This window comes from Jejuia spongiicola (genome assembly GCF_023502325.1).
Classification (GTDB): Bacteria; Bacteroidota; Bacteroidia; order Flavobacteriales; family Flavobacteriaceae; genus Wocania_A; species Wocania_A spongiicola.
Genome location: NZ_JAMFLZ010000008.1, coordinates 32,649 through 54,444, shown reverse-complemented (window position 1 = coordinate 54,444; position 21,796 = coordinate 32,649). Strand labels below are relative to the sequence as shown.

General features: G+C 32.6%; 12 protein-coding genes. 7 read left to right on the top strand and 5 right to left on the bottom strand.

Annotated features, from left to right (window positions below; genetic code table 11):
• Nucleotides 1-75: 75 nt before the first annotated feature.
• The 5 genes from M3P09_RS15355 to M3P09_RS15335 all read right to left on the bottom strand — a co-directional run bounded on the left by M3P09_RS15355 (nt 76) and on the right by M3P09_RS15335 (nt 10,220).
• On the bottom strand, nt 76-2,832 hold the full coding sequence (locus M3P09_RS15355) for an alpha-amylase family glycosyl hydrolase (RefSeq protein WP_249973814.1): 2,757 nt from the start codon (nt 2,830-2,832) through the stop codon (nt 76-78).
• A 63-nt stretch (nt 2,833-2,895) separates the two neighbouring features.
• Nucleotides 2,896-4,572 (bottom strand): SusE domain-containing protein, encoded by a 1,677-nt coding sequence (locus tag M3P09_RS15350; protein WP_249973813.1) that lies wholly within the window; start codon nt 4,570-4,572, stop codon nt 2,896-2,898.
• A gap of 17 nt (nt 4,573-4,589) precedes the next feature.
• Nucleotides 4,590-5,687, bottom strand: a complete 1,098-nt coding sequence (locus M3P09_RS15345) for a SusE domain-containing protein (RefSeq protein ID WP_249973812.1) — start codon at nt 5,685-5,687, stop codon at nt 4,590-4,592.
• A gap of 20 nt (nt 5,688-5,707) precedes the next feature.
• Nucleotides 5,708-7,309 carry a RagB/SusD family nutrient uptake outer membrane protein gene (locus tag M3P09_RS15340; protein WP_249973811.1) on the bottom strand — a complete coding sequence of 534 codons (1,602 nt, stop codon included), beginning with the start codon at nt 7,307-7,309 and terminating at the stop codon, nt 5,708-5,710.
• A gap of 7 nt (nt 7,310-7,316) precedes the next feature.
• On the bottom strand, nt 7,317-10,220 hold the full coding sequence (locus tag M3P09_RS15335) for a SusC/RagA family TonB-linked outer membrane protein (RefSeq protein WP_099562980.1): 2,904 nt from the start codon (nt 10,218-10,220) through the stop codon (nt 7,317-7,319).
• A gap of 248 nt (nt 10,221-10,468) precedes the next feature.
• Between M3P09_RS15335 and M3P09_RS15330 the strand changes: the two genes are divergently transcribed.
• The 7 genes from M3P09_RS15330 (at nt 10,469) to M3P09_RS15300 (ending at nt 21,793) form a co-directional block, all read left to right on the top strand.
• The gene (locus M3P09_RS15330; RefSeq protein WP_099562979.1) at nt 10,469-11,551 is read left to right on the top strand and encodes a LacI family DNA-binding transcriptional regulator; all 1,083 of its coding nucleotides are present in this window, start codon (nt 10,469-10,471) and stop codon (nt 11,549-11,551) included.
• 145 nt (nt 11,552-11,696) lie between these two features.
• Nucleotides 11,697-13,061, top strand: coding sequence for an MFS transporter (locus M3P09_RS15325; RefSeq protein ID WP_099562978.1), 1,365 nt, complete (start codon nt 11,697-11,699; stop codon nt 13,059-13,061).
• Between the two features lie 10 nt (nt 13,062-13,071).
• A complete protein-coding gene (gene pgmB, locus M3P09_RS15320; RefSeq protein WP_249973810.1) occupies nt 13,072-13,752 on the top strand; it encodes a beta-phosphoglucomutase in 681 nt (226 codons plus the stop codon).
• A 58-nt stretch (nt 13,753-13,810) separates the two neighbouring features.
• A complete protein-coding gene (locus M3P09_RS15315) occupies nt 13,811-16,117 on the top strand; it encodes a glycoside hydrolase family 65 protein (RefSeq protein ID WP_249973809.1) in 2,307 nt (768 codons plus the stop codon).
• Nucleotides 16,118-16,145: 28 nt separating this feature from the next.
• Nucleotides 16,146-18,131: a glycoside hydrolase family 13 protein gene (locus M3P09_RS15310; protein ID WP_249973808.1), complete on the top strand. Its 1,986-nt coding sequence runs from the start codon at nt 16,146-16,148 to the stop codon at nt 18,129-18,131.
• A gap of 55 nt (nt 18,132-18,186) precedes the next feature.
• Entirely contained in the window at nt 18,187-19,350 is a 1,164-nt protein-coding gene (locus M3P09_RS15305) for an alpha/beta hydrolase (RefSeq protein WP_249973807.1), read from the top strand.
• A 7-nt stretch (nt 19,351-19,357) separates the two neighbouring features.
• Entirely contained in the window at nt 19,358-21,793 is a 2,436-nt protein-coding gene (locus M3P09_RS15300; RefSeq protein WP_249973806.1) for a glycoside hydrolase family 31 protein, read from the top strand.
• Nucleotides 21,794-21,796: the final 3 nt, after the last annotated feature.

Genomic DNA, 21,796 nt, shown 5'->3' with positions numbered 1-21,796 from the left:
TTAAAGGCTAATTAACATCAATAAAAAAAGCATCCCACAAATGATAAGGTGCCTTTTAAATAATTAACAAAAAAATTAATCTAGTTTCACAATTTTTAATGTGGTTTGTTCATCTAAGTTGCTATTAATCTTTGCTAGATATATGCTAGGTGATAAATCTGAAATATTAAAAGTGTGATTTTTATTAAAACTACCTTTAAAGGTTTTTACTTGTTTTCCTGTTAAATCAAAAATTGAAACCGTTTCAACATATTTATTTATTTGAAAAGAGTCAGAAGTTGGATTGGGGTAAGCTTTTACAAGATTATTTTTATCAGAATTTTTTACACTCAAATTTTGAGTTTTAGAATACAATCTATATTCTCCAGGTTGTAAACTTAAAGCAGCAGTTGGGTTTGTAACATTTATACTTGTATTTGAAAACGTATCATACCATGTCCCTGTTGCAGGAAAATTTGGGTTGACTGATTGTGTAGTTACATCAAAATTGGCAACTATAACGACATCTAAGGTACCAACATTATCATATAAATTAATACGTTTTCCTAATCCGCCAACACTTAAGTTAAAATTATTAGTATTAAAAGTTGATGGAAACTGTTTTTTTAACTGCATCATTTTTGCTGTAACATTATATAAATCCATTCTGTCTGAATCAGATTCATAACCAAGTGTCCAAGCCACAGGTTTTCTATCTAACCTGCAGGAACCATTAGTAATGTCACCATCGCAATTGATACTTTTATCGTATCCTAATTCTCCAAATTGCCAAAGCATTTTTGGCCCAGGAATTCCATAAAATATAGCTGAAGCTGCTTCTTGTCGATCTAAAGCAGTACTTAAGTCTTTTACATTATAACCTCCATTTGAGTTTCCGTAAGCTATATTCTTTACCATTAAACGCTCTTCGTCATGACTTTCCATGTAACCAACAACATGTGGATTAGTCCAGCCTCTGTTACTATAAGACAGCCAAGATACATCTGCCTCTGTTGCATAGCCCATAGTATTTTGGTTGAAATTATGATTAATATTTCCCCAAAGCATAAAACCGTAGTTTGCTAAAACAGTTTCTTCAGAATTATCAGCAAAATGCTCTAATATCATATAGGCATCAGATGATACATTATTCCAGATATAATCTGCATAATCTTGCAAAATAGTTATTCTTGATGCATCATAATTTCCCCATGCACCAACATCACTTGGATTGTTAGTTTGCGTGAATCCTTTTGATAAATCAAATCTAAAGCCATCTACTCTAAATTCATCAACCCAATATTTTAAGGTTTGTTTTACATAGGTTTTAGTATAAGCACTTTCGTGATTAAAATCGTATCCTACATTAAAAGGATGCTTTGCATCTGGATTTAACCATGGATTATTAGCGGCTGGTTTGTTATTGCCAGAATCCCAATATAATTGTGCTAATGGGCTTTGGCTAAAGGCATGGTTGTAAACTACATCTATAATTACTGCAATACCACGCGAATGACAAGCATCAACAAATGATTTAAAATGATTTTGAGTACCATATGCTTTATCTAAAGCGCCATGAAACGATGGATTGTAGCCCCAACTATCGTTTCCTTCAAACTCACTAATTGGCATTAATTCAATAGTGTTTACACCTAATTGCTCAAGATAATCTAGGTGTGTCATGGCGTCAATAAAAGAATCTGTTTCAGTAAAATCTCTAATTAGCATTTCATAGATAATTAGGTTTTCTTTATTTGGTTTCACAAATGCATTTGATTGCCAAGTATAAGCTGTTTCATTTATTTTAAAGGTAGAAACATTACCAGTAGCATCTCCTGTTGGATAAGTCATTAAACCAGGGTAGGTAGTGTTCGATATAAATTGGTCGTTGTTTGGATCTAATATTTTTTTTGAGTAAGGGTCTGCCACCTTTAAGCTATAGTCAACAAAATACTGGTAGGCATATTCTGTGTTAAAATCTAAACCATTAACAGTTAACCAAAATGTATCGCCATCTTTTTTCATTTGATAATTTTGGTTTAACGTCCAATTGTTAAATCCGCCTATTAGAAACACATCGGTTTTTAAAGGGGCTTGCAAAACAAATGTAACAGTACCATCTCCATTATCATTAAAACCATTCTCTAAACCAGTAGGTATAGTTTCATTTTGAGTTGTAGTTTTTACATATACTGCAATCTGTTCTGTTTTAGTCTCACTATTTTCGGTAGCGCTAGCTTCAATAGTAAAACTCCCTGTTGAAGTAAATGTATAAGATTTTGAAATTGTAGTAGTATTTATAGCTGTTTGTTCAGATACATTATTTACTTTTAATTCTAAATCTGCATTTATACTAGATTCTGCGCTAATGGTAATATTATCATTCAAACTATAAACCGACTCATTAGAGGGATTCGTAATGGTTACATTTAAACCAGCAGCGTAAATAGGGATAAAAATATCGGGTCTTGATTGTGCATTTCCGGTACTATTTCTAAAAACTACAGCAATATCTGTTACAACATCTGCACCAGAACTGTAGTAAGTTGGAATATCAGGAGAAATAACTAGTTGATAAGTATTTGCCCCTGTACGAGTAAGTAGAGGTTGTGTGGCATTGTTTCCCCACGAACCAATAACATGTTTCCAATCTGTATTACTTGTTGAGCTTGTAGTAATAACTCCAGTATGAGCATAAACATCACCTGTATAGCCATCCAATTCTGAACCTGTTGCATCAAATGTAATGGTTATAGCATCAGATGCAGTTGGAATTACTGGAATTGTAGTAACACTTTGCGAATATGAGAGTGATACTACCAATAAAAAAAGGAAGAGTAATATTTTTTTCATAGCTTAATTCTTTAGGAAAAAAAAGGCTGATATATATCAGCCTTTTTTAAGTATAAAATAAATTTAATTTTTGGTGTACGTTGGGTTTGCAGGGTCAGAAAAATCTAAAACAAAAGAATAAGTTCCTGCGGTAGTAGCTAAATTTGCACCACCAGCTTCTAAAACACCATCGCCACCATTATCTCCGTAATTTACAGTCCAATCGTTATTGGCTCTAAATTTATATTCGCCATCAATTAAAGTTACGTCGTTAAGAATCCAAATATCATTAAAAGGACGAGACCAATCTCTTGTAAATTGGGCATCTGGCGTTGCTCCCCAATCATTGTAAGCACCACCAACTAATCCCCAAACATTATCTATTGGTTCTAAAGTGTATGTTAAATCATTCATGTTTACAGTAGCAATATAAATACCAGCAGTTACAACAATGTTAGCTCCACCTTCATCTAAAGTACCGTCTACACCATCATCACCCCAATTGGTTCCCCAATCGTTGTTCATTCTAAACTTCATTTCTCCATCAATTAAGGTTACAATACCTCTAAATACATCAGAATATTGATCGTACTCTAGCATAAAATCTGGTGTTGCTCCCCAATCGTTATAAGCACCACCTACAATTCCTAATGAAAAGTTTTCAAGCGTGTAAGTTAGATTATTTAAATCCATTGTGATTTTATAAGAACCGGAGGTAACAGCAATGTTATCTCCACCAGTATCTAATGTACCATCTACACCTGTATCTCCATAATTGTTTGCCCAATCCATATTTTCTCTAAACTTGATTTCGCCATCAATTAAATTTACATAGGCTACTAGAACACCATCAACATCAGTTGTCCAAAAAGGTAAATCTGGAGTAGCACCCCAATCATTAGCAGCAGAACCAACAATACCCCAAGTTGTAGATAAATCTAAAACGGTTAAATAAGTGGTTACAGATATGGTAATGGTATCTCCAATTCTTTCAAGTACAGAACCAGATGCATTATCTGTAATTACAGAACGTACTCTTATGTCTAAATCGCCAGTTGAATCTACTGGAATACCACTTAGTATTGCTGCTGCATTTAACTGTGCATTTGTTAATGAAATTGAATTTTGATTTGTAACAGAGCCCATTTCTATTGGCATTGCAAAATTAGTTCCTACTGTTGCCGCTTCTAAAAAATATTCTACGTTTACACCTAAAGAAGAGTCTAAAATAGGATCATCCCATTCTACAGTAATTGCAATAGCATCATTATTATCTAATGATAAAACAAAGGCATCGCCATCTGAAACACTATTTACTACTTGCTCATTAACAGGATAGGTTGTAACTAAAAGTAAAATGTTGTTTGAAATTTGACTTCCGGCAGAGACTCTCATGTAAATAGCTATATCTTTAAATGTGCTAACACCAGTACCTGCAATAGCATTATTAAAATCTGCTACCGTCATTGAAAAATTGCTCTTATCTGTAGTTCCTAAAGAAACAGGAGTTGTAAATGCTTCGTCTGTAGACATCTCTACATTGTAAGAGCCACCTCCAGTTACTTCATCATTCCAAGAAATGGTAAACGCAGGATTATCTGGTAATGAAAAGTTTAAAAACACACTACTAATACCTGGAGTATTTAGAACAAACTTTGCCTCTGGACTCGTTATTGTTATGCTTTCTTCAGTTTCACAAGCTGTAAAAATAAAGGCTAATGAAAGTAAAAGAAAGCTGATTTTTTTTATATATAAATTCATATCTATTTTTTTTATGATTATAAATTCAACGGAATAAGAATGTAACGACCAGTTAAGTCGTTAAACCAAACATCGTAATCATCTTCAACTATTACAGGAATTGATCCGCCACCATTTGTAGCTACTCCAGAGAATGAAGTAGAACTACCCCAAGTATCTGAGCCTGCTAAAAATGAAACTTCACCTGGGGTTAAATGTATTCCAGATGCAAACCATATGTGTCCATCAAAAGCTAATGGCGTCATAGCAATTGTGCTAGTAACACTTGATCCTTGAATCGATAATGTTGCAGGGCTTGTAATACCTGATGCATCAAAAGGTTCAAAAGTAAAAGTGTTATTTCCAAAGTTTATTGTAAACGTATAAAACCCTTCAGGGATACCATCGCCACCTCCGTAAGGAAATCTTTCAGGATCATCGCCACCTCCAGGATTATTACCTACTGTGCTACCATCATCAGTTCCCCATTGTGGCTGCCATAGCCCTTTGGTTTGTAAAACTTTAAAATGACCATTATTGGCCCAAAACCCTGTGTAATAATATACGTTGCTATTATTTTCGTCTCTAAATAAAGCGGGGTTGTTGCTATTGTTGTTCCAGCCTGGAGCTGTTGCATCTCCAACTAAATAAAAATCCTCAAACACATAGTTAAAGTATGGAAATACATCAAATTGAATAGTATTTGAATTTATTTGCTCACTGCTTTGTGACCCGATAGAAGCAACAACTCTAGTATATAATGTGGCCCATTCAAAAGGGTTAAGTCCTGCATTACCTGCTGCTGCATTAACTTCGCTTATAGATAGTGTTATATCACTTTTACCTGTTATAGATGCTGCAGTTACTGGATTTGTGAAAGTATCATCGTTAGCAAATTGAACAGCGTAATTTATTGCAGTTTGTTGTCCGTAATCAGACTCTACCCAATTTAGTGTAAGTGCTGGATTAGATGTGTTAACCGCATCAAGCTCTATTTGCGTAAAGTTTAAATCTGCCAAAACAGGTGCTGTTGGTGCAGATATTTGGAATGTATCAGTTGTATCTTCGCAAGAACTAAGGAATAGTAAAACTAAGCCAATAATACTAACTGCTGAAATTCTTTTAATTTTTTTCATCGTGTTAATTTGTTTTAATTTTAATATCCTGTGTTTTGGGTAAGATTAGGATTTGCCGCCATACTTGCTGTAGGAATAGGATAAACATCAAAGTGTGCTGGTAGTGAAATACCGTTACTTCCGTTTCCTTTCCAAGCCCAATTGTAATTACCGCCAGTAAACTTGTTGTAACGAATTAAATCTTGTCTGCGATGAGCTTCCCAATGAAGTTCACGAGATCTTTCGTCTAAAATAAAATCTAAAGTTAAGCCAGCAGCTGTTATCATATTAGAATTGTTAGCTCTGGTTCTTAAGGCATTTACATACCCAAGTGCAGTGCTAGCACTTCCGCCACCTCCTCTTAAATGAGCTTCAGCATACATTAAATACACATCGGCTAATCTAAATAAAGGAAAGTCTGTGTCAACAAAAGTTTGATCTACTCCAAAACCTCCAGTTGAAGTTGCATTAGAATATTTTTGAATGATATAACCGGAATCTTTATCAGATATGTCATTTATATCGATAGGTCTTCCTTCTGAAATTATAGTATTTCTAGTGTCATCAGCAAAAGAACCGTCAAACAATTCTACAAATTGTTTTCTAACTCTAAGAGCTCCACCCCATCCGCCGGCACCAACACCAACTTCTGCTCCGTTTACTTCAATGCTTCCTACAGAACCATTAATCATAACTGTTGTTGGACCAAAGTTTTGAGTTGTAAATCCGTCTGAAATAATTGGAAAAATAATTTCATTTGTAGCAGAATTTGTATTGTTATCTGCCATAAAGTTGTGAAGGTAATTGGTAGCTAACGAATAACCTCCTCCAATTATTTTTTCACAATAGCTTAAACAATCTGCGTTACGGTCAGTACCTACATAAACTTGTGCATTCAAGTACATTTTAGCTAAAATCATATATGCAACAGCTTTATCAGCTCTTCCGTATTCATTTTGTCTTGAGTTTACTAAGTCTGAATCAATTGCTAATAGCTCGCTTTCAATAAAAGAGAATAATTCAGCTCTACCATATACAGGAGGTTGAGAATTAAGTGCATCATCTTCAGTAACAAAGTTTGCTTTCCCAAAAATATCCATCATGTAATAATATGCCATAGCCCTCATTAATCGAGCTTCAGCTCTATAGGCTGGTATCTCATTTCTTACGGATGTGGAAACATTTCTTGAGTCTAATTTTGCATCTGTAGTTTCTCTTAAAAAATTATTTGCTAGAGCAATAGAAAGATGTGCTCTACTAAACATGCCTAAGAGTAATGGATTTTGAGCTGTCCATAAATTTCTTTGAATTTCTCTAGTTCCTGGGTCATTTTCATAAGACCAAATCATTTGATCTGCAGAAAGTGTTTGTACATATAAAAGGACACGTCCAAATTGACTGGTTCCTGCATCAATATTTTTAAGATTTGAGCTACCACCCCCATCTGTACCTGTTAAAGCTAAATTGGCGTAGACACCAGCTAGTACTTGTTTATATGCAGCTTCATCGTTAAAAAGATCTTCACTTAAAGTGGTTTGGTCGTCATTTGGTACGATATTCAAATCGTCCGTACAGGATGTTAATGCCAAAACGAAAAGCATTACTAACCCAATTGTTTTGTGTATTTTAAATCTTGTTTTCATAGTTTTTTTAAAATTTAAAATTAGCGCCTGCCAAAATAGTTCTTGGTCTAGGGTAAATTGTATTATCAATTCCATTAAATACTTCTGGATCTAACCCACTATAATTAGTTATAGTAAATACGTTTTGGATACCTCCCCATAATCTTAAGCTTTTTAAATGTTTAGAGATATTGTTAAAAGTATAACCTAACGTTATATTGTCCATTTTTAGGAATGATGCATCTTCAACGTATATATCAGAAATGATAACATCAGAAGTTCGTTGGAATCCTGTATTTAAAACCGATGTTGGTACATTTCCTAATACAGCATTGTCTTGTAATAATTCGTATTGTGCTCTAGAAGAATTTACGTTATTGTAAACGTAGTTTCCTAGGTTGGCTCTTAAATTAAAAGATAAATCTAAGTTTTTATAATTGATGTTAGATTGAAACCCTAAAATAACATCAGCTCCAGGGTTTTCTTTTAAATAACGGTCATCATCATTAATAACGTTGTCACCATTTAAATCTACAAAAGCACCTTCAATAGGATTACCTGAGTTATCGTATAATTGTTTGAAAACACTAAATGAATTAGGAGAAAAACCTTCTCTTAATATTTGAATGTTGTTTCCTGTACCACCAGAAATTCCACCAGTTCTTACATCTTGTCCTAGTGCTAATTCTTTAATCTCTCTATCTAGAAAAGTTGCATTAAAGTTAAAATCAACAGTAAAATCATCTTGTTTAACAACATCTGCATTTAAAGAAAACTCGATACCTTGAATTTGTAATTCACCTATGTTTTGAATAATACTGTTTGAAAAGTTAGTACCATCTGCTACAGATGCGGTAAATAATAAATCAGTTGAATTTTTTTGAAAAAAGTTTAACGAACCGGAAAGCCTTTCATCAAATAACCCATAATCTATACCAAATTCTAAAGTTGCAGTTTCTTCCCATTTTATATCTGGGTTTATTTCTGATGCTATTAAAGACTGAATTACTGTATTCCCAAATTGATATTGTGAATTGACATCGCCCCCTCTATATCTGTTCAAAAATATGTCTTTTTCTTGTAGCTCTTGTTGTCCAGTAATACCATAACTAGCTCTTAACTTTAAATTAGAAATTAGTTTTGAATCTTTTAAGAAATCTTCATCACTTATGTTCCAAGCCAATGCAGCGGCAGGAAAATCACCCCATTGATTTTCTTTACTGAAGCGCGATGTTCCGTCTCGTCTATAAGTTAATGTTAACAAGTATTTATCTAGAAAAGTAACATTAGCTCTACCAAATAATCCAATTAAAACCACATCTGGGTCTGCAAAAGTTGACGAAAAACTTAATGGATCTCTACTATTGCCTGTATTACCTCCGTTATTGGTGAATTTTTGATAAGAATAACCAGCAGTAAATTCAGTACGGAATTTATCAAATTCTTTATTATAAGTTAAATAACCATCAAGTAATTTATTCGTTCTTTTTTGATACCCCCTAGAATTATTTCCTTTAACAGGGTCGTTTGTAGGAACCAAGGTAGATGTTACATTTATGGTTTTAGCTTCAGTCTCATCATATCCAATATTTAATACAGCTCTTAATTCTGGTAAAAAATGAAATTTATAGTCAAAATTTAAATTACCGTAAGTTCTATTAGAATCCCCTGTATTATTTGCTTGTAATAGTGATGCAACAGGGTTTGTAGTGCCGTTAGAAACAATTGTTCCATTTCTATGCTGGTAAAAACCGCCAAAAGGTGATGATGGATCATATACTGGTTGTGTTGGATCGTAACGTAAAGCACCTCCAACATTATTACCAAATCTGTTATCTTCAAAAGCAAGGTTAGCGTTTAAACTAACTTTTAAATGATCATCAAAGAACTTTGGGTTTAATGCTAAGCCTAAACTTCGTCTTTCAAATTCTGATGTTATAATTGCTCCTTCTTGGTCAGTAATTCCAAAAGAAAACCTAGCAGGCAATACTTTAAAAAGAGATCCTTGCATAGTTAAATTATGTTGAGATGAAACTGTATTTCTAAAAATTTCATCTTGCCAATTGGTGTTTGCACTGCCTAACAAGCTTTCGTCTAACGTTGTCCCGTTAATTGGTTGCGAAGCTACTAACTGCCTGTAAGCATTAGCAGAAAAAACATTTATTCTATCTGTTATTTCACCAAAGCTATATTGAGTGTCGTAAGTAGCACTAAATGTAGATTTACCTTTTTTAGTAACAATAATAATGACTCCGTTTGATGCTCTAGAACCATAAATTGCGGTTGCAGATGCATCTTTTAAAACAGAAAATGAATCAATATCGTTAGGATTGATACTCGCTAAAATACCTCTAGAACCATTTAAGCCATTGTTGTCAATTGGTAACCCATCAATAATAATAAGTGGGTTATTTGATGCATTTATGGAAGAACCACCTCTAATAGTGATTTGAGAGCCAGTACCAGGAGCACCATCAGTTGTAATACTAACACCAGATACACGTCCACTCAATAGATTCTCGGTAGTAACAATGTTTCCTTTTGTAAAATCTTCAGAGGTAATTGCTTCTACAGAACCTGTGGCATCTTTTTTAGTTGTAGACCCATAACCAATGATAACAATTTCGTTCAGTTGGGCTGTATCTTCAATTAATTGAACATTTAATGAAGCTTGCCCTGAATAAGTAATTTCAATTGGCTGATAACCTATATATGAGAATACAATAATATCTCCGTTGTTAACCTCAATTTGATAATTACCATCAAAATCTGTTGCTGTTCCAGTTGCCGAGTCTTTTATAACGACATTTACCCCTGGAAGCGGAATAGAAGTTGATTGTTCTGTTACTGTTCCTGTAAGTGTATTTTGCCCAAACATAAATGTTGGCAAAATAAACAGCAAAAACAATAAACTATTAATTGTTGTTTTCATATAAATTCTTTAGAGTTAATTTTTAAATTAGTCAGTATATATTTTCACTTCTCAGGTTAAAACTATGTAAACTCTGTGTAAAGAAATAATTTTGAATTACGAAATTCTTAGCGAAAACGTTTTCGTGTTGAAAACTTTTCATGATTTGCTGTTTTTATTGAGGAAAACATACATAATTACATCTTAAAAATAATATCTTTATAACAGATTTTTTATAAAGCAATAATTGCTATTAAATAAATTGCCCAATGAAAAGAAAAATAACTTTGAAACAAATAGCGCGAGAATTAGATGTTTCTATTTCAACAGTTTCAAAAGCGCTTAGTAATAGCAAGGAAATTAGCGAAGATACTACGCAAAAAATACAAGCATTTGCTAAGCTTTATAACTATAAGCCCAATAATATTGCACTTAGTTTAAAAAACAGAAAAACTAAAACCATTGGTATATTAATTCCAGAAATAGTGCACCATTTTTTCTCTACAGTAATTAGAGGCATTGAATTAGTAGCAAACAGGCGTGGTTATAATGTTATTGTTGGGTTATCTAACGAATCGTTTACAAAAGAAATCATCAATATGGAAATGCTTGCTAATGGTAGTATTGATGGGTTTATTTTGTCTATATCTAAAGAAACCTTGTTGAAACAAGACTACCATCATTTTAATGCTACTATAAATCAAGGAATGCCTATTGTAATGTTTGATAGGGTTGTAAATGAAGTGGATTGTGATAAGGTAATTGTTGACGATTTTAATGGGTCTGTTAAGGCAGTGAATAAACTTATTGAGAACAATTGTAAAAATATTGCACTTATAACTACTATGGATTATGTAAGCGTTGGAAGACTGAGAACTCAAGGTTATATAGAAGCTTTAGAAAGCCATAAAATAATTGCTGACCCTAATTTAATATTGAAAATAGACGATAGTTTAGATGTTGAAAATCATTTAGAAGATTTAGAACTTGAAATAGAACAATTCTTCAAAATTAATGGTAGTATTGATGGTGTTTTTGCAGTTAACGAGCTTTATGCAGTTACTGCAATGAAGGTTGCAAGAAAGTTAGGTTTAAGTATTCCAGATAATATTCAAGTTATTGGTTTTACTGATGGAGTTCTATCGAAACATGCAACACCAAGTTTAACTACAGTTAGCCAACATGGTCAAAAAATAGGAGAGCAAGCCGCGAATTTACTAATAGACAGATTAGTGGCGGCAGATACTGAAGATGACCAGTATTTCACTAATGATGAGAGAAAATCAGACTTTATAAAAGTGGTTATTGAAACCGAAATAATTGAAAGAGAATCAACTAAACAGTTTCGTTAAATATTATTGAAGCAAAAGTTTTATTAGGAAAAATAAAATTCTTTTATATCTTTGGTTCGAAATCAAAACTTATATTTTCACTTCTCACAATAAGTTTTGATAAGTTATCGCTTATCGAAATAGTATTAATTTAAACATACTATTAATGGAAAAGCGTAGATTAAGTTTCTGGGAAATTTGGAACATGAGTTTCGGTTTTTTGGGGATACAATTTGGATTTGCCTTACAAGGCGGGTTCATGTCTCGAATATTTCAAACATTAGGAGCCGATATTCATGATATACCAATCATGTGGATTGCCGCACCATTAACAGGTCTGTTAGTTCAGCCTATCATTGGTTATTTAAGTGATAGAACTTGGAGTCCAAGATGGGGAAGACGTCGGCCATACTTTTTAATTGGAGCTGTTTTAAGTTCAGTAGCCCTATTTTTTGTGCCATATTCTCCAGCATTATGGGTAGCTGCAGGATTTTTATGGATACTTGATGCTTCTATAAATATTTCAATGGAGCCTTTTAGAGCATTGGTTGCTGACAAACTTACTGAGTCGCAACGTACTTATGGTTTTGTAGTTCAAACTTTAATTATTGGAATTGGAACATGGGTAGCAAGTAATTTACCTTGGATGGTTTCTCAATTAGGCGTAAGCGATTCTGCAGCTTCTGGGGTGATTCCAAATTCAGTAAAAGTTGCTTTTGCAATAGGTGCGCTTGTATTTTTAATAAGCATATTATATACGGTTTTTACAACTTCTGAATATCCTCCTGAAGACATGGAGGAATTTGAAAAAGAGAAGGCAAAAAAAAATCAATTCATTCCAGATATACTTAACAATATTGGAAACATGCCTTTAACAATGAAAAAGCTAGGTGTTATTCAATTTTTTAGCTGGTTTGCATTTTTTACCATGTGGAGTTTAGCAAACCCTGCTTTAACCGAGCACGTATTTAGTACACCAGCACCTATACAATCTGCATATGATATGACTAATGCAGTTCAGGCTGAAGCCTTTAATACTGCTAACACAGCATTTCAAAAGTCATCAAATTTAGTGGGATCTGCCATGGGTGTTTATGGATTATCTTCTATGGTATTTGCACTTTTATTGGTGCTTTACACATCAAAAAGACGAGTAAATAGAAAATTTGTACACATGTTTTCTTTGATAATTGGTGGCATAGGTTTTATATATATGTACTACACATCTCCTGAAAATTTAAAATATTGTTTTGTACTTATAGGTTTTGCATGGGGAAGTATTCTTTCAATGCCTTATGCTATGCTATCTAGTTCTGTAGACCCTAAAAAAATGGGCGTGTTCATGGGCATTTTTAATATGTTTATAGTTATTCCTCAAATTATTGCTGCTGTAGGAGGGATAAACTACATCTCTGGGTTATTAGGCAAAGAAGCCATTAATGCTATGACAGTTGCCGGAATAAGTTTAATTATTGCGGGATTATGTAATTTATTAATTACAAATAAAAATGCCGTTTCATATCAAGGATAAACAACAATCAATGAATAAAAAAGGATTTATATTCGATTTAGATGGTGTTATTGTTGACACTGCAAAATATCATTATTTAGCTTGGAAAGCTTTAGCTAATAGTATAGGTATAGATTTTACGCATATACAAAACGAACAATTAAAAGGGGTAAGTAGAGAAAGCTCATTAAAAAAGATTCTTGAGTGGGGAAACAAAACACTTTCTAATGAGGAATTTTTAAAACTTATGTCTAAAAAAAATGAGGAATATTTGAGCTACATTTCTAATATGGATGAAAGCGAAATTCTTCCAGATGTCACAAAAATATTAAACTATTTATCTCAACAAAATCAACCTATAGCTTTAGGTTCTGCAAGTAAAAACTCTAAACAAATACTTAAAAAAGTAAACCTTTTACATCAATTTAATGCTATTGTTGATGGCAATGATGTTACTAACGCAAAACCAGATCCTGAGGTCTTTTTAAAAGCCGCAAATAGGGTAAATATACCAGTAGAAGATTGCGTTGTTTTTGAGGACTCTGTTGCAGGTATACAGGCTGCAAATAAAGCAAATATGATTTCAATAGGAATTGGTGAAGTTTCTGTTTTAAACGAAGCTGACTTTGTTTTTAAAGATTTTACTCAGATAAGCTCAGAATTTATTGAGAAAATAAGTAAAGTAAAAAAGAAAGAATTAGAGAAAATATAAGAGTATTACGTTGAAGAGAGAATTAAAATGAAGACTCTTATTTTAATAATAAATAAAAATGAATCAAGATTATATAAAACCAGATAATTGGTCCTTAATAGAAGAAGGCTTTGATGCAAATCGAGTAAAATCTTCCGAAAGTTTATTTAGCATTGGTAACGGTGCTATGGGGCAACGTGCTAATTTTGAAGAACATTATTCTGGACCAACATTTCAAGGCAGTTATATAGCTGGAGTATATTATCCAGACAAAACTAGAGTAGGTTGGTGGAAAAACGGATATCCAGAATATTTTGCTAAAGTGCTTAATGCACCAAATTGGATAGGCATAAATGTTTCTATAAATGATGAGCAACTAGACCTGTTTTCATGTAAAAAAGTTGAGAACTTTAAAAGAGAACTCAACATGCAAGAAGGTTGGTTGTCTCGATGTTTTATAGCTACACTGAACAATAATATTCAAGTTGAAGTTGAAACTAAGCGTTTTTTAAGTTTAGATATAGAAGAATTAGGAGCAATAGAATATAGTATTAAGCCTTTAAATGGTAATGCTAAAGTTCAATTTCAACCCTATTTAGATGCTAGTATTACTAATGAAGATACCAATTGGGATGATAAATTCTGGGACACTTTAAAAGTAAATCATAAAAATCATCAGGCATTTATTGAAGCTAAAACCATGAAAACAGATTTTTATACCTGTACCTTTATGGAATCTAAAATCTTTATAAACAATAAAGAAACTTCAATAGAGTCCACTATAAAAACAGATTCTAATCAAATATCATTTAATTATAATTTCGAAGTTGACAAAGGTGAAACTTATTCTATTCAAAAATTTGGAGGTTATGTTGCAGACAGAAATTATGATAAAAGTGAATTAGCTTCTGTATCAAAGCAAATTTTAGAAAAAGCTAAAAAAATTGGATTTGAAGGTTTGTTACTAAAACAAAAAGAAGCTTGGGCAAATATTTGGGAAAGTGCAGATATTAATATTACTGGAGATGTAAAAGCGCAACAAGGTATTCGTTTTAATATTTTTCAATTAAATCAAACCTATTTAGGTAAAGATTCTAGATTAAATATTGGCCCAAAAGGATTTACAGGCGAAAAATACGGAGGTAGCACCTATTGGGATACTGAGGCCTACTGTATTCCTTTTTACATGGCAACAAAAGATCAGCAAGTAGCTAGAAGCTTGTTGGAATATCGTTATAATCATTTAGAAAAAGCCATAGAGAATGCTAAAAACATTGGATTAAATAATGGCGCAGCACTATACCCTATGGTTACAATGAATGGAGAAGAATGCCATAACGAATGGGAAATTACATTTGAAGAAATCCATCGTAACGGGGCCATCGCATTTGCCATATTTAATTACTATCGTTATACTGGGGATTATAGTTATATTCCAGAAAAAGGTTTAGAAGTGCTAATTGGTATTGCTCGTTTTTGGCAACAACGCGCTAACTTTTCTAAAGAAAAAAATAAATATGTTATTCTTGGAGTTACCGGACCAAACGAATACGAGAATAATGTAAATAATAATTGGTATACTAACTATTTAGCACAATGGTGTATTAATTACACTATAGAAACGATTGAAAAAGTAGACGCAGATTATCATTCAGACTTTTTAAGAATTGCCAAAAAAGTTAAACTTTCTAAAACAGAGATGGCGCTTTGGAAAGCGGTTGCTGATAATATGTATTTCCCTTATTCAGAAAAACATCAAGTATTTCTTCAACAAGATGGTTTTTTAGATAAAGAATTAATTCCTGTATCTAAGCTAGATAAATCACAAAGACCAATTAACCAAAAATGGTCTTGGGACAAAATTTTGCGTTCACCTTATATAAAACAAGCCGATGTTTTGCAAGGGTTGTATTTCTTTGAAGATGAATTTACAAAGGACGAATTAGAAAAACATTTTGATTTTTATGAACCTTTTACAGTGCACGAAAGCTCATTGTCCCCTTGTGTGCATAGTATTCAAGCCGCTAAATTAGGCAGAATGGAACAAGCATATGAGTTTTATTTGCGTACATCTCGTTTAGATTTAGATGATTATAATCATGAAGTACATGAAGGATTACACATAACATCAATGGCAGGAACATGGATGAGTATTGTTGAAGGTTTTGGCGGGATGCGAGTTAAGGATAATATATTATCCTTTACCCCAAAAATCCCTGAACAATGGGATGCTTATTCTTTTAAAGTTAATTTTAGAGGAGCTATTATAAAAGTAAATGTGTGTCAGAATGAAACTAATTTTGAATTAGAGAATGAAACTGCTCTACAAATTTTGGTAAACAATGAATTGGTAACAATTGAGCCCAATAATTTAGTAACTGTATAGATTAGATTAACTATTTAAAATCGATAGCATGTATAAATCAATCAAAATATATCTTTTATTCGTAGTTGTTTTTAGTATATCGTGCAAAAAACAAAATGATATAGTTATAGATAAAATGGAAACTCATACATCTGTAATTGAACGTAACGATATTGAACGTGTTGAACCACCAAATTGGTGGGCTGGTTTTAAAACTTCTGAATTGCAATTGCTTATTAATCACCCTAATATATCAAAAGCAAAACTTGAAATTTCATACGAAGGTGTTTCAATCAAAAAAGTACATAAGGCAGATAGCCCAAATTATTTATTTATTGATTTGAATGTTGATAAAGCTGTAAAATTAGGAAAATTCAATATTGTTTTTAAGATTGAAAATAATGAAGAATTAATACATACTTATGAAATTAAGTCTAGAGAAAAGCAAGCTGAAGATTATATAGGTTTTAATAGTTCTGATGTGTTATATTTAATTACGCCAGATCGATTTGCAAATGGAGACACTTCAAATGATATTTTCTTAAAAAAGACAGGTATAAATGAAGCAGGACAAAAAGTAAGCCTGTTAAAGGAAGCAACGATTAATCGAAAAGATGATTATGCAAGACATGGTGGCGATATAAAAGGGATTATTAATCATTTAGATTATATTCAAGATATGGGTTTTACAGCCATTTGGTCTTGCCCATTGTTAACTAACAACATGCCCAGGTCATCATATCATGGTTATGCCATGACCGATTTTTATGAAATAGACCCACGTTTTGGAACATTATCAGAGTACCGAGAACTAGCCGATAAAGCAAAAGCGAGAAACATTAAACTAGTAATGGATCAAGTCGCCAATCATTGTGGTATAGAACATTGGTGGATGAAAGATTTGCCGTTTAAAGATTGGGTAAATCATCAAGAAGATTACGAAAAAAACAAAGATAAATGGAAATGGGATTTGGCTACCTATTCTAACCACAGACGCACAAGTAATCAAGATATTTATGCAGCTAAAGCAGATGTTGATGGTAATAGAGATGGCTGGTTTACACACCAAATGCCAGACTTAAATCAGCGTAACCCATTTATGGCTAAATATATTATTCAAAATAGTATTTGGTGGGTTGAAACCATCGGTTTAGCAGGTATTCGACAAGATACTTACCCGTATCCTGATAAAGATTTTATGAGTGCTTGGGCAGGAGCTATAATGAATGAATACCCTAATTTTAGTATTGTTGGTGAAGAATGGAGTTATAATCCACTATTAATTGGTTATTGGCAAGAAGGTGCAAATAATAAAGACGGTTACGATTCTAACTTGAAATCTACTATGGATTTTGCTATGCAATCTAATATTGTTAAAGCTTTAAATGAAGAGGAATCATGGAATAAAGGGTTAGTGAAAATATACGAAGGTTTAGCAAATGATTTTCATTATGCAAGCCCACAAGATATTATGATTTTTCCAGATAATCATGATATGAGTCGCATTTTTACACAACTTAAGGGAGATGTTACAAACACCAAAATGGCTCTAAGTTACTTATTGACTTTGCCAAGAATTCCGCAAATATATTACGGAACAGAAATTTTAATGGACGATTTTGATAAACCTGGAGACCATGGTTTAATCCGTACAGATTTTCCTGGAGGTTGGCAAGGAGATACTGTAAATGCATTTACAGGAGAAGGCTTAACCGATGCTCAAAAAAATATGCAGGAGTATTTAAAAAAGTTACTCAATTATCGTAAAAATAGTAAAGCAATTCATAATGGAAAAACAATTCATTTTGCTCCTGAAAATGGAGTTTATGTATTGTTTAGAGTTTTGGAAGATGAAACAGTTGTCCATATTTTAAATAAAAATGAAATCGAGGTTGAATTAGATTTAAAACGATTTGATGAATTAGGCTTAAATGCAAAATCATTAAATAATATCATAACTGGGAATGTGATTGAATGGAACGACAAGCTAATTTTAAAAGAAAAAGGAAGTACCATCTTAACAACGAAGCAATAACTTCATTTAAAAATTATTCTCTGATTTCTCAAAAACTATCATTATAAACGCTACAATGAAAAAGCACTTAGTTATCTTAATATTAGGTATTCTATTAATTTCTTGTTTAGATAAGAAGAAGCAAGATGATAATAAATTGCTAGGCAATGAGGTAGTTACATTTGTTATTAACCAGTTTCCAAATAATCATGATTATAACAAAGAGATTTATATTTCTGGAGATTTTGAAGGTTGGTCTGGTGGCAGAGAACAATTCAAATTAAAAAAGAAAAATAATAATTATAGCATTACCATTCCTAAATACCGAGAGACTATTAATTTTAAATTCACACAAGGAAATTGGGAAACTGTTGAGTGTTTAGAAAATGGAAATCCAATTGAAAACCGAACATATGCTTTTACAGGACAAGACGAAAAAGTTGAAGTAAATATTGCAAACTGGTATAATTTAGTTGAAAATAATCAAGTATCGACAGCGTCTAAAAATGTACATGTGTTTGCCGAAGATTTTGAAATTCCACAGTTAAATCGAAAACGGAAAGTAAGTGTCTATTTGCCGCCTAATTATGAAACCTCTAATAAACACTATCAAGTTTTATATTTTCAAGATGGGCAAAACGTATTTGATGTTAAAACCTCTTATACAGGTGAGTGGGAAGTTGACGAAACATTAAATGCAATGTATAATGAAATGGGTTTTGAACTTATTGTTGTGGCTATAGACCATGGGGGAAATAAACGCTTAAATGAATATTCGGCTTGGGATCATGAGAAGTATGGTAAAGGTGAAGGAAAGCTGTATTTGGATTTTTTAGTAAATAACCTAAAACCAGAAATTGATAAAACATACAGAACCAAACCAGATCATAATAACACAGGTATTATGGGGTCGTCTTTAGGAGGTTTATTTGCACATTATGCTGCAGTTAAAAGACCAGATGTATTTGGGCAAGCTGGTGTATTTTCTCCATCATTTTGGTATGCTGAAAATGGTTTTAAGTTTACAGAAGAGCACCCTAATAACACTAAGTTTTATTATTTGATAGGAGATCAAGAAGGAGAAGAGATGGTTAATAATATGAATAGAATGGTTGAACTAATGGAATTAAATGGGTTTTCAAATATTCATAAAAAGATTGAGCCAAATGGAATTCACAGCGAATCATTTTGGAAAACCGAATTTAAACAAGCAATTTCTTGGTTGTTTATTAATCAATAAGCATAGAATGAAGCATTTGAAGTTATTCTTATTTTTTCTATTATTAACAGCTTTGTCTTTTGGGCAAAACCCAAATCGCATTTTTAAAAGTATTGCCGAAAAAGATAATACTATTGAAATTGAAGTAAGCGATGGAAGATATATTATTCAGTTTTTTAATACTCAAATTATAGAAACATCATTTATTCCACTAGGTGAGAAGTATACTTATAAATCTCATGCTATTGTTACATACACAAATGAAAAGGAATATTTATTTACTGCACATAAGTTAATAACAACTCAAAATAAGATAATTAAGTCATTAGTTGATAAAGATGGTTTTGCTTTGATAAAAACTGATGGAATCCAAGTTAATATTCAAAAAGAACCCTTTCAAATATCCTATTCTTATAAAGGAGAACCAATCATTTCTGAAAAAGGAGGTTACATAAAGAATGATAGTTTAGAAACCATTCAATTCAATTTAAAAGAAGATGAAGTTTTATACGGTGGAGGAGCTCGTGCTTTAGGGATGAATCGTCGTGGTAACCGATTACAACTTTATAATAAAGCACATTATGGCTACGAAACACGAAGTGAATTAATGAATTTTACACTTCCTATTGTTATGTCTTCAAATAAATACATGGTACATTTTGATAATGCACCAATTGGATTTTTAGATTTAGATAGTAAAAAAGATAATACGTTAACTTACGAAACCATTTCAGGTAGAAAAACTTATCAAGTTATTGTTGGTAATTCTTGGCTTGATATTATTGATAATTATACAAATTTAACAGGTAAGCAACCTATGCTTCCTCGTTGGGCTTTAGGTAATTTTTCAAGTAGATTTGGATATCACTCGCAGCAGGAAGTTGAGGGAACTATTAATGAGTTTAAAAAAGAAAATATACCTGTAGATGCCATTATTTTAGACCTATACTGGTTTGGTAAAGAAATGACAGGAACCATGGGTAATTTAGAGGTTTTTCGCGATTCGTTTCCCGATTTTGAAGGCATGGTATCACGTTTAAAAAATAAAGGCGTTAAAACGATAACCATTACAGAGCCATTTATTTTAACTACTTCAAAGCGATGGGAAGATGCTGTAAAAGAGGACGTTTTAGCAAAAGACTCTCTGGGAAACCCTTATAAATATGATTTCTATTTTGGGAATACTGGTTTAATCGATATTTATAAACCAAAAGCAGAACAATGGTTTTGGAATATATACAAAGATTTAGCAAATAAAGGAGTTGCTGGTGTTTGGGGAGATTTGGGTGAGCCAGAAGTACACCCTTCAGATTTGATTCATGCCAAAGGAACTGCCGATGAAGTTCATAACATTTACGGTCACGATTGGGCACGATTAATACATGAGGGTTATAAAAGAGATTTTCCTAACACACGACCATTTATTTTAATGCGAGCAGGATATTCAGGCTCGCAACGCTATGGTCTTATTCCTTGGTCAGGTGATGTAAATAGAACTTGGGGCGGTTTACAAAGTCAACCAGAAATTGCAATACAAATGGGGATGCAAGGTCTAGCATATATGCACTCTGATTTAGGAGGATTTGCCGGTGCAAATTTAGACGATGAGTTATATGTTAGGTGGTTGCAATACGGTGTTTTTCAACCCATTTTTAGACCTCACGCTCAAGAAGATGTACCAAGCGAACCTGTTTTTAGAAGTGAAAAAGCTAAAGCTTTAGCAAAAAAAGCTATAGAACTACGTTATAAGTTGCTGCCTTATAACTATCAATTAGTTTACGAGAATAATCAGTTTGGAAATCCTCTAATGCGACCTTTATTTTTTGAAGAGCCAAATAATGAAAAGCTATTTAATTACTCAAAAAGCTATTTATGGGGACATGATATTTTGGTGTCACCTGTTTTAAAAGCTGGTATAAAAAATCAAGATGTATATTTTGCTAAGAATAATATTTGGTTTGATTTCTATACTGATGAAACTATTGATGGCGGACAAACAAAAACTATAGGGTTAAAAGAAAATTCAATTCCAACCTACATTCGAGCGGGAGCTTTTATTCCCATAGCAAAACCTATGCAAAGTACAGAAGGTTATGATGCGAATGCATTAGAGATACATTATTATCATCATAATTCTGTTAAAGCTAGCGAGCGAAAATTTTATAATGATGATGGAGAAACAGCTAATGCTTATGAAACGGGGCAGTATGAAGTTTTAGAGTTTGAAGCAAAAATTAAGAGACGCTGGTTAGAGATTGATTTCGAAGCAGAAATTGGTTCTGATTCTGAATCAAAATCTAAGCAAATAGATTTGATTATTCATAATATCAAAAATGAACCAAAGCGAATAAAAATTGATGGCAAAAGGGTAAAATGTACATGGAATGCCAAAAATAATAGCTTAACCATTCCATTAGTTTGGAATACTTCAAAATATAAGAAGATCAAAATTAAATTTAAATAATAG

What these genes read in the sequence shown, in the direction of transcription:
- M3P09_RS15310 (WP_249973808.1), top strand. Translation starts at nt 16,146, where the DNA reads ATGTATAAATCAATCAAAATATATCTTTTATTCGTAGTTGTTTTTAGT.
- M3P09_RS15335 (WP_099562980.1), bottom strand. Translation starts at nt 10,220, where the DNA reads ATGAAAACAACAATTAATAGTTTATTGTTTTTGCTGTTTATTTTGCCA.
- M3P09_RS15340 (WP_249973811.1), bottom strand. Translation starts at nt 7,309, where the DNA reads ATGAAAACAAGATTTAAAATACACAAAACAATTGGGTTAGTAATGCTT.
- M3P09_RS15300 (WP_249973806.1), top strand. Translation starts at nt 19,358, where the DNA reads ATGAAGCATTTGAAGTTATTCTTATTTTTTCTATTATTAACAGCTTTG.
- M3P09_RS15305 (WP_249973807.1), top strand. Translation starts at nt 18,187, where the DNA reads ATGAAAAAGCACTTAGTTATCTTAATATTAGGTATTCTATTAATTTCT.
- M3P09_RS15330 (WP_099562979.1), top strand. Translation starts at nt 10,469, where the DNA reads ATGAAAAGAAAAATAACTTTGAAACAAATAGCGCGAGAATTAGATGTT.
- M3P09_RS15350 (WP_249973813.1), bottom strand. Translation starts at nt 4,572, where the DNA reads ATGAATTTATATATAAAAAAAATCAGCTTTCTTTTACTTTCATTAGCC.
- M3P09_RS15315 (WP_249973809.1), top strand. Translation starts at nt 13,811, where the DNA reads ATGAATCAAGATTATATAAAACCAGATAATTGGTCCTTAATAGAAGAA.
- M3P09_RS15325 (WP_099562978.1), top strand. Translation starts at nt 11,697, where the DNA reads ATGGAAAAGCGTAGATTAAGTTTCTGGGAAATTTGGAACATGAGTTTC.
- pgmB (WP_249973810.1), top strand. Translation starts at nt 13,072, where the DNA reads ATGAATAAAAAAGGATTTATATTCGATTTAGATGGTGTTATTGTTGAC.
- M3P09_RS15355 (WP_249973814.1), bottom strand. Translation starts at nt 2,832, where the DNA reads ATGAAAAAAATATTACTCTTCCTTTTTTTATTGGTAGTATCACTCTCA.
- M3P09_RS15345 (WP_249973812.1), bottom strand. Translation starts at nt 5,687, where the DNA reads ATGAAAAAAATTAAAAGAATTTCAGCAGTTAGTATTATTGGCTTAGTT.